Origin of the sequence: Pollutimonas thiosulfatoxidans, assembly GCF_004022565.1 — a bacterium.
Lineage (GTDB): Bacteria > Pseudomonadota > Gammaproteobacteria > Burkholderiales > Burkholderiaceae_B > Pusillimonas_D > Pusillimonas_D thiosulfatoxidans.
The window spans coordinates 2107442-2121784 of the sequence record NZ_CP022987.1 but is presented as its reverse complement, the minus strand read 5'-3'; the positions used below and the strand labels follow the sequence as shown (position 1 = coordinate 2121784).

The 14343-nt window shown below is 60.7% G+C and carries 14 protein-coding genes; 10 read left to right on the top strand and 4 right to left on the bottom strand.

Annotated features, from left to right (window positions below; all coding sequences use genetic code 11):
* The first annotated feature begins 51 nt into the window (after positions 1-51).
* Genes ribBA through CKA81_RS10155 form a run of 6 tightly spaced genes read left to right on the top strand, consistent with a single transcriptional unit; the run spans position 52 to position 4286 of the window.
* The gene (gene ribBA / locus CKA81_RS10180; RefSeq protein WP_128355161.1) at positions 52-1221 is read left to right on the top strand and encodes a bifunctional 3,4-dihydroxy-2-butanone-4-phosphate synthase/GTP cyclohydrolase II; all 1170 of its coding nucleotides are present in this window, start codon (positions 52-54) and stop codon (positions 1219-1221) included.
* Positions 1222-1236: 15 nt separating this feature from the next.
* Entirely contained in the window at positions 1237-1773 is a 537-nt protein-coding gene (gene ribH / locus CKA81_RS10175; protein ID WP_128355160.1) for a 6,7-dimethyl-8-ribityllumazine synthase, read from the top strand.
* The gene (gene nusB / locus CKA81_RS10170; RefSeq protein WP_394342509.1) at positions 1760-2260 is read left to right on the top strand and encodes a transcription antitermination factor NusB; all 501 of its coding nucleotides are present in this window, start codon (positions 1760-1762) and stop codon (positions 2258-2260) included. The genes ribH and nusB overlap by 14 nt, the downstream gene beginning before the upstream one ends.
* Positions 2220-3230 carry a thiamine-phosphate kinase gene (gene thiL, locus CKA81_RS10165; RefSeq protein WP_128355158.1) on the top strand — a complete coding sequence of 337 codons (1011 nt, stop codon included), beginning with the start codon at positions 2220-2222 and terminating at the stop codon, positions 3228-3230. Before nusB ends, thiL begins: the two co-directional genes overlap by 41 nt.
* Before the next feature lie 28 nt (positions 3231-3258).
* Positions 3259-3783 (top strand): phosphatidylglycerophosphatase A family protein, encoded by a 525-nt coding sequence (locus CKA81_RS10160; protein WP_128355157.1) that lies wholly within the window; start codon positions 3259-3261, stop codon positions 3781-3783.
* On the top strand, positions 3780-4286 hold the full coding sequence (locus CKA81_RS10155; RefSeq protein WP_128355156.1) for a CinA family protein: 507 nt from the start codon (positions 3780-3782) through the stop codon (positions 4284-4286). The genes CKA81_RS10160 and CKA81_RS10155 overlap by 4 nt, the downstream gene beginning before the upstream one ends.
* Here the strand turns inward: CKA81_RS10155 and pyrF are convergent.
* The 4 genes from pyrF to CKA81_RS10135 form a co-directional block, all read right to left on the bottom strand.
* Positions 4270-5085, bottom strand: a complete 816-nt coding sequence (gene pyrF, locus CKA81_RS10150; protein WP_128355155.1) for an orotidine-5'-phosphate decarboxylase — start codon at positions 5083-5085, stop codon at positions 4270-4272. The two genes, CKA81_RS10155 and pyrF, sit on opposite strands and share 17 nt — an antisense overlap.
* 33 nt (positions 5086-5118) lie before the next feature.
* A complete protein-coding gene (locus CKA81_RS10145; RefSeq protein WP_128355154.1) occupies positions 5119-5499 on the bottom strand; it encodes a diacylglycerol kinase in 381 nt (126 codons plus the stop codon).
* 146 nt (positions 5500-5645) lie between these two features.
* A complete protein-coding gene (gene groL, locus CKA81_RS10140) occupies positions 5646-7292 on the bottom strand; it encodes a chaperonin GroEL (RefSeq protein ID WP_128355153.1) in 1647 nt (548 codons plus the stop codon).
* A gap of 31 nt (positions 7293-7323) precedes the next feature.
* Complete coding sequence (locus CKA81_RS10135) at positions 7324-7611, bottom strand: co-chaperone GroES (RefSeq protein ID WP_128355152.1); 288 nt, start codon at positions 7609-7611, stop codon at positions 7324-7326.
* Positions 7612-7844: 233 nt separating this feature from the next.
* Here CKA81_RS10135 and CKA81_RS10130 point away from each other — a divergent pair, with 233 nt between their 5' ends.
* The 4 genes from CKA81_RS10130 (at position 7845) to CKA81_RS10115 (ending at position 14313) form a co-directional block, all read left to right on the top strand.
* Complete coding sequence (locus CKA81_RS10130; RefSeq protein WP_128355151.1) at positions 7845-9128, top strand: PQQ-dependent sugar dehydrogenase; 1284 nt, start codon at positions 7845-7847, stop codon at positions 9126-9128.
* On the top strand, positions 9115-9453 hold the full coding sequence (locus tag CKA81_RS10125) for a c-type cytochrome (RefSeq protein WP_128355150.1): 339 nt from the start codon (positions 9115-9117) through the stop codon (positions 9451-9453). Before CKA81_RS10130 ends, CKA81_RS10125 begins: the two co-directional genes overlap by 14 nt.
* Before the next feature lie 334 nt (positions 9454-9787).
* Entirely contained in the window at positions 9788-12268 is a 2481-nt protein-coding gene (locus tag CKA81_RS10120; protein WP_128355149.1) for a hypothetical protein, read from the top strand.
* On the top strand, positions 12265-14313 hold the full coding sequence (locus tag CKA81_RS10115) for a glycosyltransferase (RefSeq protein ID WP_128355148.1): 2049 nt from the start codon (positions 12265-12267) through the stop codon (positions 14311-14313). The genes CKA81_RS10120 and CKA81_RS10115 overlap by 4 nt, the downstream gene beginning before the upstream one ends.
* Positions 14314-14343: the final 30 nt, after the last annotated feature.

The window sequence follows — 14343 nt, the reverse complement described above, 5'->3', positions numbered from 1 at the left end:
GCCTTTGTGCAAGCGTTAAAATGGGGCAATCTTTTACTGAGTCTACATGTCATGAGCAAGCCTTCCGTTGTTGAAGTGGACAACGCGCCGTCTTTCGAGATATCGCCCGTCCCCGAAATTATTGCCGAGCTTCGCGCGGGCCGACTGGTTATATTGGTCGACGAAGAAGATCGCGAAAACGAGGGCGACCTGGTCATGGCGGCCGAGTTCGTCACCCCCGAAGCCATTAACTTCATGGTCACGCATGCGCGCGGGCTGGTGTGCCTGACCCTTACCGAAGAGCGGTGCCGTCAACTGGACCTGCCGTTGATGGCCAGCCGCAACGGCACGCGCTTCGGCACCAACTTCACGATGTCCATCGAGGCCGCCCAAGGCGTGGACACCGGCATTTCAGCGGCCGACCGGGCGCGTACCATTCAGACAGCCGTCGCGCGCGACGCCACGCCGGCCGATCTGGTGCAGCCTGGCCATATTTTCCCGGTACAGGCCGTGCGTGGCGGTGTGCTGGTGCGTGCCGGGCATACCGAAGCCGGTTGCGACCTGACGGCGCTGGCTGGCCTGACGCCTGCTGCGGTCATCTGCGAGATCCTGAAACCGGACGGCTCGATGGCCCGCCTTCCCGACCTTAAAGTCTTTGCCCGCGAGCACGGACTGAAAATAGGCACGATCGCCGACCTCATCCAGTACCGTAGCGAACACGAGTCCATGGTCGAGCGCCTGGCTGCCCGCGACGTGCGCACGCCCTGGGGCGACTTTCATGCCGTGGCCTACCGTGATCTGGCTTCGGGCGCGCTCCATCTGGCGCTGACCCATGGCAATATCACTCCCGAGGTCGAGACGCTGGTGCGCGTTCACGAGCCGACCAGCATGCTGGATGTACTGTTCGAAGGCGCCACCACCCATAGCTGGAGCGTGGCCAACGCGCTCAAGGCCATTGTGGCTGCTCCTTCGGGGCTCATGATCCTGCTTAACTGCCAAGGCTCAACCGAACTGCTGTTCAGCCAGTTCGAAGCCTGGAACCACGAGCAGGCGACTGAAACGGCCCAATTGGATCGCGAAAGCCGTTATGGCTTGCGTACCTACGGTATTGGGGCGCAGATCATGCGCGATCTGAACGTAGGCAAGGCCCGCTTGCTGGCGCGTCCCCGAAAAATGCCCAGCATGGCGGGGTTTTCATTGACGATAACGGGTTACGATAGTGAACCGCAAGCCACACCCTAACTGGAACTCATGACTATGAACCCTTACACTTTGACGCCCGACCTGAATGGGGAAGGCCTCCATATCGGGATCGTACGGTCTCGTTTCAACGAAGAGATCGGCACAACCGAACTCGAGTCCTGCCTGGCCGAATTGGCTGTATTGGGCGTGGACGAACGTGACGTCATGGTGGTGTCAGTGCCTGGTGCGCTCGAACTGGGCGTCACCCTGGCCCAAATGGCCGAAACTTTCGAGTTCGACGCGCTGATCGCGCTGGGCGCGGTCATTCGCGGTGAAACCTACCACTTCGAAATCGTCAGCAACGAAAGTGCGTCGTCCATCAGCCGAGTGTCGCTGGAAACCGGCATTCCCGTCGCCAATGGCGTGCTTACCACTGACACCGAAGAGCAGGCACAAGAGCGCGCCGAAGAAAAAGGGCGCGACTGCGCACGCAGCGCCGTCGAAATGGCCAACCTCGTTGCTGCTCTCGAGCCCGAAACCGAAGACGATGACGACTTCGACGACGACGATGAGGGCGACGAGGACGAGGACGACGATCTTGACGACAAATAGCACACGGACAGCGCCTGCCGGCGCTGCGGCTCGCGGCAATAGCCGCAGCGCGCGGCGGCGGGCGCGCGAGTTTGCGCTCCAAGGGGTTTACGCCTGGCTGTTGCGTGGCGATGCCGGCTTGCAGGACGCCGGCGAGATCGATGCGCATATCCGGGACGACGACGAGTTCCGCGAAGCCGATGCCACATGGTTCAAAACCCTGTTGCACGGTGTGCTTCGTGAGGCGCCGGCACTGCGCGAGCGCTTCATGCCTTATGTCGACCGCCCGCTGGAAGAGCTTTCTCCTATCGAGCACGGCATTTTGCTGATCGGCAGTTTCGAGCTCATACACCACCTCGAAGTGCCGTATAAGGTTGCCATCAATGAAGCGGTCGAGCTGGCCAAATCCTTTGGCGGCACTGACGGCTTCAAGTTTGTAAATGGCGTGCTCGACAAAATGGCGGCCGATGTCCGCCCGGCCGAGGTTCAGGCGGCCCCTCGCCGCTAGGCCAAACCCGTTGGACAACGAGTTCGACCTCATCGCACGATATTTTTCTCGGCCCGCGCCGTCAGGATACCTGGGCGTGGGCGACGATTGCGCCCTGTTGCCCTTGGCCGGCGGCCGGCATCTGGCCACCAGCACCGATCTGTTGATCGAAGGCCGTCATTTTTTCGCGGATGCGCAGCCCGAAGCTCTGGGACACAAGGCCCTCGCCGTCAATCTGTCCGACCTGGCGGCCATGGGTGCGCAGCCGTTGGGCTGTCTCCTGGGCTTGTCGCTACCCGCTGTGGATGCCGACTGGCTGGAGCAGTTCGCGTCGGGCTTTCATGCGCTCGCTGACAGCGCCGGCTGTCCCCTGGTGGGAGGCGATACCACCCGCAGTATCTCCGGCATTGTGATCAGCGTAACCGTCATGGGGCAAGTCGATGCCCGGCAAGCCTTGCGCCGCGATGCGGCGATGGTCGATGACGATATCTGGGTAACGGGGGCCTTGGGCGCACCGGATATTGCCTTGCAGCTCCTGAACGGTACATTGCCCATGGACCAGTCGCTGCTGGCAGCCACCCGCCCCACACTCGATCGACCCGAGCCGCCTTGGCAATTCGCGCAGAAGCTGCCTGGCCTGGCTCACGCCGCGCTCGATATTTCCGATGGGCTGCTGCAGGATCTGGGCCACATACTCGAAGCCAGCAAGTGTGGCGCCGAGCTTCACTTTGCATCCATGCCGGTACACCCCGCCTTGCAGGCCCTGGACACTGGCACTGTACAGCAGGCGGTGCTTGCCGGCGGCGACGTCTATCAGCTTTGCTTTACCGCCGCCGCAGATAAACGCCAGGCCATACAACAGCTTGCGGATGATGCTGGCCAGCCCATCAGCCGGATAGGCCGCATCGTCAAGCAAGCGGGCTTGCACGTCTGGTCGGCAGACGGCCAGACCATTAGCTTGGCTTCCCGTGGCTACGACCACTTTTCATAGCGTCGCTGCCACAGCAGAGCACTGAATCATGCCAGTCACCGATCCTCTTTCCGACACTCCTCACGCCTTCAAGCCGACCGCCGCCTGGGTGTTTGGCTCCTTGCCGCGCGTGATCTCGTTTGGGTTTGGTAGCGGGCTGATACGGCCGGCGCCTGGCACCTGGGGCACGCTGCTGGGCTGGCTGCTATGGGTAGTTGGGGTGTCGCGCCTGCCCGACCCGGCCATCGCCGCGGTGTTGGTGCTGGCCTTTGCGTTAGGCTGCTGGACCTGTCATCGGGTGGGCCGCGAAATGGGCAAGGCCGATGATGGCGGCATGGTGTGGGATGAAGTTGTTGCGTTCTGGCTGGTGCTGTGGCTGACGCCCGACACCTGGATCGCCCAGCTTGTGGCGTTTGTCGTGTTCCGTTTTTTCGACATTGCAAAGCCGCCACCCATCAGTTTCTTCGACAAGCATTTCAAGAACGGTTTTGGCGTCATGTGGGACGACATTGTGGCGGCGGCATATAGCTTGCTGTTGCTGGCCGTTCTGGTCAGACTCGAGGTGTTTCCATGATGGACAGGCAAGCGTGGCCCCAGGCGCATCAGCTTGGTCAATTGCTGCTTACACGCGGCTGGATGTTCGCCTGCGCCGAATCATGCACGGGCGGACTGCTGGCGGCTGCCATGACGGACACGCCCGGGTCCAGCCAGTGGTTCGATCGCGGCTTCGTTACGTATAGCAATGAGGCCAAGGTCCAACACCTGCTGGTCAACGCCGACACGCTGGAACGCTTTGGCGCCGTCAGCGAAGAAACCGCCATGGAGATGGCGGCCGGGGTGTTGACCGCCGCTATGCCGGCCAACGTGGCCATCTCGACGACTGGTGTGGCCGGCCCCGGCGGCGGCACGCCTGGCAAACCCGTGGGCATGGTGTGTTTCGGCTTTGCACAGCGCACGGCCGACGGCGTCGTAACCCGAGCCATGACCAGAATATTCGAGGGCGAGCGAGCTCAGATACGCGCGGCCGCGGTCGACTATGCGCTGATGACCGCAATAAGCCTTATCGAACAGCGTTGATGGCGTCACGCGTCTGGCGCGCTGCCAGGGCTGCCGCCACACGCCAGTCGTCGCCCGTGCTGGCGTATAAAATCGCCCGCGACGAGTTGATCATCATGCCTGTCCCTTGGCTGTCCAGTCCGGCCTTCACTGTGGAGGGGATGTCGCCGCCTTGTGCGCCGATACCGGGTATCAGCAGCGGCATGTCCGCCACCCGCGCGCGCACCTTGGCGATTTCCTCCGGAAACGTCGCGCCTACTACCAAGGCGCATTGGCCGTTGCCATTCCAGCGATCCGCAGCCAGCGCTGCCACGCGCAGATACAGCGGCGTGCCGTCGGCAGACTCTATGAACTGCAGGTCGGAGCCGCCAGGATTGGATGTGCGGCACAGGATGATGACGCCCTTGTCATCCCATTCGAGGTAGGGCGTTATCGAGTCGGAGCCCATGTAGGGATTGACCGTGACGGCGTCAGCCTGATAGCGCTCGAAGGCTTCGCGCGCATACTGCTGCGCTGTCGATCCGATGTCGCCGCGCTTGGCGTCCAGAATAATGGGCAGGTCCGGGTGGTGTTCACGTACGTAGTCACACAGAGCCTCCAACTGGTCTTCCGCGCGCTCGGCCGAGAAGTAAGCGATCTGCGGCTTGATGGCGCAGGCGTACTGGGCGGTTACGTCGACGATGGCGCGGCAGAACTCGAAGATGGCGTCGGGGTGGCCCTGCAATTCGGCGGGAAAGCGTTGAGGGTCGGGATCCAGGCCCACTGTCAGCATCGAACCGGACGTTGCCCAGGCCTTGGCCAGCTTTTCAATGAAGGTCATGTGGTGCTTACGATATGGATAAAGTACGCCAGATTATAGGCGTAGCGCCACGCACACCCAGACCGCTGCGCCCAGCAGTATGGTCAACATGACGGCTGCGCTGCCCAGGTCTTTGGCCCGGCCTACCAATGGGTGAGGCTCTAGCGTGATGGCATCCGCCAATGCCTCCATTGCCGAGTTAAGCAGCTCTACGATCAGCAGTAGAACCAGCGTGCCAAGCAACATCATGGTTTCGATCGGGTTGCGGCCAAGCCAGAATGCCATCGGTGTCATCACCACGGCCAACAGCAGCTCTTGTCGAAACGCCGCTTCATGCCGGAAGGCGGCGGCAAGGCCTTGAGCGGAATAGCGCAGGGCTTTGAACAGGCGGGCAAGGCCGCCCTTGCTTTTAAAGGGCGAATGCGAAGTGGTCATCGATGTACCGGTAAAGGCCGCGCCGGGCGGCGCAACCGATGCATTATAGGTGCAGACCGCCAACGCAAAAAAGCCTCCGAATAAATCGGAGGCTTTCGATGCAAGCCCGGGCGCGGACGCCCGGGTTACGGCTAAGCAAGGCGCAATTAGAAGCCGCCCATACCACCCATACCGCCCATTCCACCCATGTCTGGCATGGCAGGAGCAGACTTGTCTTCTGGGATTTCAGCCACTGCGGCTTCCGTCGTCAGCAACAGGCTGGCAACCGACGCTGCGTTTTGCAAGGCAGTGCGGGTAACCTTGGTGGGATCCAGCACGCCTTGTTCAACCAGGTCGCCGTACTCGCCGGTAGCGGCGTTGTAGCCGTAGTTGCCGGTGCCGTTAGCTACATTGTTGACCACAACGCTGGCTTCGTCGCCGGCGTTTTCAACGATGGTGCGCAGCGGTGCTTCAACAGCGCGCAGGATCAGCTTGATGCCGGCTTCCTGGTCGACGTTGTCGCCCTTCAGTTGTGCGATGGCAGCCTTGGCGCGGATCAGTGCAACACCGCCTCCAGGAACAATGCCTTCTTCGACTGCGGCGCGCGTAGCATGCAGAGCATCTTCGACGCGGGCTTTCTTTTCCTTCATTTCGATTTCGGTGGCAGCGCCAACACGAATCACAGCAACGCCGCCTGCCAATTTGGCAACGCGCTCTTGCAGTTTTTCGCGATCGTAATCGGAAGTGGCTTCTTCGATCTGGACGCGGATTTGCTTGACGCGTGCTTCGATCGACTTGCCGTCACCAGCGCCATCGATGATGATGGTGTTTTCTTTGGCAACTTCAATGCGCTTGGCCTGGCCGAGGTCTTCGACGGTGGCTTTCTCAAGCGACATGCCGGTTTCTTCGGAGATCACCACGCCGCCCGTCAGGATGGCGATGTCTTCCAGCATGGCTTTGCGACGGTCGCCAAAGCCAGGAGCCTTGACTGCGGTGGTCTTCAGGATGCCGCGGATGTTGTTCACAACCAGGGTGGCCAGTGCTTCGCCTTCGACGTCTTCGGCAACGATCAGCAGAGGACGGCTGGACTTGGCAACTTGCTCCAGGATGGGCAGCAGGTCGCGGATGTTGCTGATTTTCTTGTCGAAAATCAGGACATACGGATCTTCCAGCACGGAAACTTGCTTGTCCGGGTTGTTGATGAAGTAGGGCGACAGGTAGCCGCGGTCGAATTGCATGCCTTCGACGACATCAAGTTCGTTATCCAGCGACTTGCCGTCTTCAACGGTAATCACGCCTTCCTTGCCAACCTTGTCCATGGCATTGGCAATGATCTCGCCAATGGAGGAGTCGGCGTTGGCCGAGATGGAACCAACCTGGGCGATTTCCTTGCTGGTAGTGCAAGGCTTGGACAGCTTCTTGAGCTCTTCCACAGCCACGGCAACCGCTTTGTCGATACCGCGCTTCAGGTCCATGGGGTTGATGCCGGCGGCAACGTACTTCAGGCCTTCTTCAACGATGGACTGGGCCAGCACGGTAGCCGTGGTGGTGCCGTCGCCAGCGTTGTCGGAAGTCTTGGAAGCCACTTCCTTGACCAACTGAGCGCCGATGTTTTCGAACTTGTCTTTGAGTTCGATTTCTTTGGCAACCGATACACCATCTTTAGTGACGGTAGGTGCGCCGAAAGAGCGGTCGAGCACAACGTTGCGACCCTTGGGGCCCAAGGTTGTCTTGACAGCATTGGCGAGAATGTTTACGCCACGTACGATGCGAACGCGTGCGTCATCGCCGAATAAAACTTGTTTTGCAGCCATTGTAGAATTCCTTATGTAGATTCGGGTCTGATTACTGGATCACGGCGAGGATTTCTTCCTCGCGGATGACGAGTAGTTCGTCGCCATCAACCTTGACGGTTTGGCCGGCATATTTGCCGAAGAGAACCTTGTCGCCTACTTTCAGGTCGACAGGTTGCACTTTGCCGTCATCGGAGCGCTTGCCGGGGCCAACGGCCACAACTTCACCCTGGTCGGGCTTTTCAGCGGCGCTTTCAGGGATGACGATACCCGAGGCGGTAGTGCGCTCGTTGTCCAGACGTTTGATGATCACACGATCATTCAAAGGACGCAGTGCCATGAAGGAACTCCTGTTCAATAAATAATGATTAAGAAAAAAAGGCGGGGGGCGGCCTGTTAGCACTCAGCCCCTTCGAGTGCTAATTATAAGGACGAAGTTGGAATCTTCAAGGGGGCGGGCATGGATTGTTACAAGTGCAAGCGCCGCTGCTGTCGATTTTCATCCGGTTCTGCGTAGAATCAAAAACGCCTTCCGCAGTTGCGGGGGACAGTAAGTCCATCAAGGAGACGACAATGCAACGCACTAAAAGAGGTGTATCAGCAGTTGTAGTCGGACTTGCGCTTACCGCGTTATCTAGCGGTGTGATCGCGCAGGGTCAGGGTCAGGTCCCGGACAACATTGAAAAGCTCATGAATATGGGCACGACGGGCGCCTCACTGGATATTGAGTCCATCCCGCAAACAGGCGATCGTGCCGAGGCAATCAAGCGCATACTCACGAACGTCAAGGTCCCAGAGGGGTTCACCATCAGCCTCTATGCCATTGTGCCAGACGCGCGCCACATGGCGGTCGGGCCCTCGACAGGCGTCGTGTTTGTCGGCACCCGAAAAAACAAGATCTGGTCGGTAACAGACCGGACCAAGAGCCGCGTAGCAGACGACGTGAAGCGCTTCGCGCCGTCCGTAAGCTTCAAAGTGCCGAACGGATTGTGTTTCTCCCAGGACGGCTTCTTGTACAGTGTCGAGCACAATCGCGTGCTTGTGTTTCCGGCAGCCGAGTTCTTCTATGAGGGGCCGGACGTCGCCGCAGGCATTGTCGTTCCACAGGGTGAACTCATACCGGTGGACGATGAAAGCTTCAACCACGGTGCTCGCACCTGCCGCATCGGTCCGGACAACAAGCTGTATGTCACCCTGGGCAACCCATACAACGTGCCGCCCAAGGAAAAACTCGAGCTTTACGACAAGACCGGCATGATGGGCATCATACGGATGGACGCCGACGGCAAGAACCGCGAGGTCTTCGCGTATGGCGTTCGCAATTCGGTTGGGATGGATTTCAATCCCAAGGACAAGGTGCTGTGGTTCTCGGACAACCAGGTAGATGGCATGGGAGACGACATTCCACCGGGAGAGCTGAACCGCGCGCCGCAACTCGGCCAGCATTTCGGCTTCCCCTATTACGGAGGCGGCAACATACGCACGGTGGAGTTCAAGGATGTCGAGCCGCCCGCCGATGTGGTGTTTCCCCAGGTCGAGACGGACGCTCACGCGGCTGACCTCGGGATCCACTTCGCCAAGGGGGAGATGTTTCCCGAGAAGTATCGCAATGGCTTGTTTACCGCTCAGCACGGGTCCTGGAACAGAACCACACCTATCGGCGCGCGCGTCCTGTTCACGAGCTTGAAAGAAGATGGCACGGCGGGCGAGACGGAGATCTTTGCGGACGGCTGGTTAAGCGACAAGAACGAGTACCTCGGTCGCCCCGTCGACGTCGCGTTTCTGCCTGACGGCTCCATGCTGATCTCGGATGACATGGTGGGCGCCATTTATCGCGTAGCGTATGAAGGGAAGTAGCATCAGCCCAGCCTCGGTTTTCCTTGCTCTGGGGCTGGCCGGCCTGGCCGTGCCGTCCTGGAGTGCGGATATCGAGGCTGGTCGGGCCAAGTCCATGCAGTGTGCCGTGTGCCACGGCGCCCAGGGCATGGCAACAGCGCCCGACGCACCCAATCTCGCCGGCCAGAACGAAATGTATCTGGTGAAAGCGCTGAAGGATTTCAAGTCCAAGGCGCGCGAGCACGAGGTGATGAACCTCATGGCGGCCGGCCTGAGCGACGACGACATGGCTGACCTCGCAGCCTACTACCAAAGTGTAGAGATACAGCTAAAGACTGCGCCCTAGCACCTTTAACGTCTATTAGCGATCGGCCAAATGTTTATGTTGCCATGCTTGTCATAGTTGTAATGGTTTGAGGGAGCTCCCCAGTGTATTGGTAGTTACCCCGATTCATTTCCACAGCAATAAAAATTTTTAGAAATAACTTCGCTGTGCGACCCATCTAGCATGCCTTGGCCCGCTACCGAGAGATCTACCTATCTGTCCGCCCGTATGCGGCATGCGTATCTCGACTTGATGTCGATTTACTCGCCGACGGGTGGCATTTTTTTTGTGTCTGCTCTCGTGCTGGACTCTCTAGGCTGACGCCTCTTATCCATCACCACAGGAGAGACCCTGAATGACTGTTTTTACCATCGCTCCGATAGGGACCTGCCGCATCCATACGCCGCTGCGCGATGCACTGGGGCGTTACCCGATCAAGCTGCAACTCGGCCGAAACTACGGTTTCGTGCACACGGTTGCCGAAGCGCTTCAGCAGGCGCGATTCATGCTCGGCAAAGCCGATATTCCAGAAGACGTCCAGCGCCTGATCTTTCGGCCTTCTAATGGCGCGCAGGCTCGTCGCGGCACGCACAAGCCGGCCGACCTGTATATGGTCGAGCTGTCTTCGCGCAAGCTCTTGACCATCGACGGCCTTCCCATCCAATCCAACTATTTAGTCCGCTATTTCAGCGAGTTTTTCGCTGATCGGGCGCGTACCCGTCAGTTCTGGTCCATGGCCAACGTCGAATCGCTTGCCGAGCGCCGCGCCGTGCTGGACCAGGATGCGGCATTCAATAGCCTCAGCACGGATGACCGTGACTTGCTCGCCCGCATCGTCAAGCGCGATCAGACGGACGAGGAGATCGAGCAGCAAATGCGCCAGCTGGCCGAGCTGCTGGATGGGGACAAGCTAGTGTTTGTCACACACGTCAATGCCACCACGCCGGACAATGTGACGATTGAACAGCGGGCACAACTGATCGCTGCCGTTACCGCCGCCGCCCAGCGTATCGGCGTGCCTTGCTACGATCCGACGCCGCTGATGAACAAGCTCGGGCAGGCCGACGCGATGGAGGACGGCGGGCTGGATCTGACGCACTACACCCCGGCTTTTTCCGAGCGCCTGTACTCGGAGTGGTACAAGAACTTCATGCGTCCGCGAATGGGCGTGTCCACCCCGCAGCCTGCGGTGCCAAAGCTTTCCGCCGACGAGAGCGCCGAGCACATCGAACGGCTCTGGGATGCCGGCGATCTGCGTAATGCCTCGTGCCGCGTGCGCGACGTGCTTCGCCGCTACCCCCAGCTGCCCGATCACGTGCTGCTGCTCTCACGAATTCAGGAAGAACTGGGCGATTACGAGGGTTCGCTGGCGCTGCTGGCCGGCATGGATGGCGACCGGGCATCGGGCACCCAGGCCGAACACATCCTGATGCGAAACCAGTTCAAGCTGGGCTGTCATGACCGGGCGTACGCGCTGGCGACCAGCCTGCTGGGCGACGAAATCGAGACACCGGAAATCGTCCGGATCGCGGCGGTATCCGCCGGCCATCTGGGCTACGTGGACGAGAGCATGGGCAACTGGAAGCAGTTGTTCCGCATCTCAGCGCCACAGGACGCGATGGCGGAGGAAGCGGCCGACACGGTGCTTGCGATGCTGCAGGCTGCCGGCGATATGGTAGCGGCTATCCGCTGGGTCCGTGAGGTCCGCGCGGCGCTTCCCGGTTATGGCCGCGGCTTCGCGGTGCTATGGCGTGATCGGCTGCTGGCTGGTGACCGCGACGCGCTACGGGGCCTGGCCTCGGAGCATCCCGCGTTGGGGGATGTCGAGATCCTGGAGCTGGTCAAGGAAGCCTCGTGGCGAGGTTGCATCATGGCCGGGGCAACGCTTGCCGCGTCTTGCGGCTTGGCCAGGAGCGAACACGAAGAAATCGGCGCATGGCTGCAGACGCAGTCTTCAACCTGGGCCGAGGAAGGTAATCGGGCGCTGGAGGAAGGGCGCCTGCGGGACGCGGCCGAGCGCATCTGCGCGCACCGTCTGCTTAATCCCGACGCGCTGGCGGGTGCGCGGGCGCAGCGCGCGTTTGAGCGCGCAATGCGCCTGGGCGTTCGCGCCGCGCTGGTGGCGGGTAATCACAAGGAAGTGATGGACCTGACCAACCTGGCCATCGACACCAATGTGGACTTTCCCGAACTGCACGCCATGCGCGGCCGCGCTGCGGATGCGCTGGGGGACCAGGAAACCGCCATGCGACACCTGGAGCAGGCGGCGGCCGGCGAATCTGCGCCATTCAGCGCCAAGCTGTACTTCGCGCGGGTTGCCTTCAAAGGTGGCTGGTTCGGTGAAGCCATCGATGCGTACCAAGACGTGCTGGCCCATTCGTCCGCAGACCAGAATGCAAGAGACGAGGCGGAACGCCAGCTCGGCAGGCTGGGCCCGCGAGCTATCCGAGGCGCGCGCCAGATTCTGTCCCAAGGGGACCATCAGGCAGCCTGGAACGTGCTGGATCGCGTGGCGCAGTCGTGGCCCGAAATGCCGGAAGTGAGTCACGAAAAGCGGCGCATTCTGGCCTATCTGTACGCCGAAGCGCGCGCGCTGGAGTCGTCAAGCACGTCCGAGCGCCTGGCCCTGGGCGAGCGCATCGTGAACCTCGTGCCCGATGACCCCATCGGCCTGCGTCTGGCCGCAGTGGGCGCCATGCGGCTGCACCGCTTCGAGCAGGCCCTGGCGTATTGGAAAAAACTCCAGGAACATTCCGAGAATCCGGCGCAGTTCGACAATTACATAGAACGCTGCCAGGCATGGATCGAGAAGCTCAGCCGGAGGAAGGCGGCATGAGCCCACCACTGAGTACCGAGCCAGTGGACACCAGATCCGATCTTCAACAAGTTCAAGCCCAGCTGGAGGAAATCGTTACAGCGTCGGGGCGTGTACAAGCTGCACAGGAAAATCTGCTTCGGGCGAAGGTGCTGGCCGGAAATTTCCCGGACGACTCGAAGGTCCGCTTCCTGCTACTTCGGTTACAAGAATCGGCAGGCCTGAACGAGGGCATGGCCGATCAATGGGCGGCCTTGCTGCAAGATTGCCCGGACGATCTGAAGATCGTCCGCTATTGCGCCATGCGCCTGGTGAAGGAGCGTCGCCTCGAAGAGGCCATGTCGCTGGTCGATCACCATCTGCCCGAGTCAAACGATACCGAGCGCATGTTCGCGCGCGCAAAACTGTTGAGCGACATCCGGGCGCACGAACAGTCCGACGCGTTGTTCCGCCGGTTGATCTGGCAATCTACGGATCGAAATATGCGTGCCGAGTTTGCCAAGCGCCTGCGCAAGCGTGGCCTGTTGGCTGACGCGTTCGAGGTGATAGCGCCGGTCGCCAAACATTTGGCGCCGGGCAGCAAGGCGGCCGAACTGGCCCAGGGGCTGGCACGCGACTACGCGTTCTACCAGCGCTTCGAATCCGAAGATGCACTGGCGGGAAAAGACGTCCGGATCTTGTCGATGAAGCATGCGATCCTGCACTTTCGCGACAGGAAAATCGCCGAACATGCGCCGGACAAGTCCGTCTCCGTGGCGCTGGTTACCGGCAGCCTGGGTCCCGGCGGCGCCGAACGGCAACTGACGCGCCTGGCCGGCGAACTGACCCGCATGGCCGAGTCTTCCGACCAGCAGCCTACCGACATCTTCATGCGGCCCAGGAAGGTTGAAGTGCTGGTCAAGCAGCACACCGAACCGACCGGTACGCCCAAGAAACAGGACAATTTTTTCCTTCCCGTCCTGGTCAAGGCGCAGATTCCGGTCACGGAGATCAACCGCTTGCCGGCCGTCTCAGTGGCTCACCAGACCGTTCCGGAAGGAAACCTGGCTCGTCTTCTGGAGCACTTGCCACCGCCCGTCCATTATGGCGTGACACGCCTGGCCCCGGTGCTGCGGGCCAACCCGTTCGATGTGGTGAGCTTGTGGCAGGACGGCACCTGCCTGTTCGGCGCGCTGGCGGCGTTGCTGGCGGGCGCTCCGACCATCCACCTGGTGTTCCGCGGCTTGCCGCCGAATATCCGGAAGGATCGCTTCCGCGCCGAATATCCCGAGCTGTACCAGGCCCTGGCCCAGGTACCGGGGGTGGTCTTCGTCAGCAACAGCCGCAAGGCCGCAGAGGCGTACTCGGATTGGCTGGACATTCCCATCATGCGCTTTCACATCCTGTACAACGGTGTGCCTGACCTGGCGACCGACGCGTCGGTCGCCGACAAGGAAAAGTGGAAAGCCTTCCACGCCAGCACGGACGACGCCACGGAAACGATAGGGGGCGTATTCCGGCTTGAACCGGACAAGCGGCCGCAGCTGTGGATCAAGCTGGCCGCGCTGTACCTGAAAGAGCGTCCGCAGGCGCGTTTTGTCATCGTGGGCGATGGACGCCTGCGCGAGAACATCGAGGCGCTGGCGCACGAGCTGAATGTGACAGACCGGCTATTGCTGGTCGGCTTGTCGAACCATGTCGGGTATTGGTATTCGCAGATGGACGCCAGCGTGCTGCTGTCGCGCTACGAAGGCTTGCCGAACGTGCTGATCGAGGCTCAGTTGCTGGGCGTTCCGGTGATCTCCACGCCAGCTGGCGGCGCGGGCGAGTGCTTCGTGGAGAACGAGACTGGCCATCTGCTCAGCGACGTCGATCATCCGGATCTGCACGAGGCGTGCGAGAAGGTCACGTCGATGGTGGACAAGGGGTGCAGCAACGAGGACCTGAAGGTGCATAGCCGCCGCAGGGCGCAGACGCTGTTTTCACTGGAAGCAATGATCACCAAGTTCTTGAGTCTGTGTCTGCCTGCTGTATCCGGGAACGATGATCGCATCGATCTTGCACCCGTGGGCCTGTTGCAAGCGTGATTGGCGATTGCTTTTTTTCAAGTTGCTGAA

Coding starts and splice junctions, on each gene's coding strand:
- pyrF (WP_128355155.1), bottom strand. CDS start 5,085: ATGACCTTCATTGAAAAGCTGGCCAAGGCCTGGGCAACGTCCGGTTCG.
- CKA81_RS10125 (WP_128355150.1), top strand. CDS start 9,115: ATGAAGGGAAGTAGCATCAGCCCAGCCTCGGTTTTCCTTGCTCTGGGG.
- CKA81_RS10145 (WP_128355154.1), bottom strand. CDS start 5,499: ATGACCACTTCGCATTCGCCCTTTAAAAGCAAGGGCGGCCTTGCCCGC.
- CKA81_RS10130 (WP_128355151.1), top strand. CDS start 7,845: ATGCAACGCACTAAAAGAGGTGTATCAGCAGTTGTAGTCGGACTTGCG.
- CKA81_RS10160 (WP_128355157.1), top strand. CDS start 3,259: ATGCCAGTCACCGATCCTCTTTCCGACACTCCTCACGCCTTCAAGCCG.
- CKA81_RS10135 (WP_128355152.1), bottom strand. CDS start 7,611: ATGGCACTGCGTCCTTTGAATGATCGTGTGATCATCAAACGTCTGGAC.
- CKA81_RS10120 (WP_128355149.1), top strand. CDS start 9,788: ATGACTGTTTTTACCATCGCTCCGATAGGGACCTGCCGCATCCATACG.
- ribBA (WP_128355161.1), top strand. CDS start 52: ATGAGCAAGCCTTCCGTTGTTGAAGTGGACAACGCGCCGTCTTTCGAG.
- groL (WP_128355153.1), bottom strand. CDS start 7,292: ATGGCTGCAAAACAAGTTTTATTCGGCGATGACGCACGCGTTCGCATC.
- CKA81_RS10115 (WP_128355148.1), top strand. CDS start 12,265: ATGAGCCCACCACTGAGTACCGAGCCAGTGGACACCAGATCCGATCTT.
- thiL (WP_128355158.1), top strand. CDS start 2,220: ATGTCCGCCCGGCCGAGGTTCAGGCGGCCCCTCGCCGCTAGGCCAAAC.
- ribH (WP_128355160.1), top strand. CDS start 1,237: ATGAACCCTTACACTTTGACGCCCGACCTGAATGGGGAAGGCCTCCAT.
- CKA81_RS10155 (WP_128355156.1), top strand. CDS start 3,780: ATGATGGACAGGCAAGCGTGGCCCCAGGCGCATCAGCTTGGTCAATTG.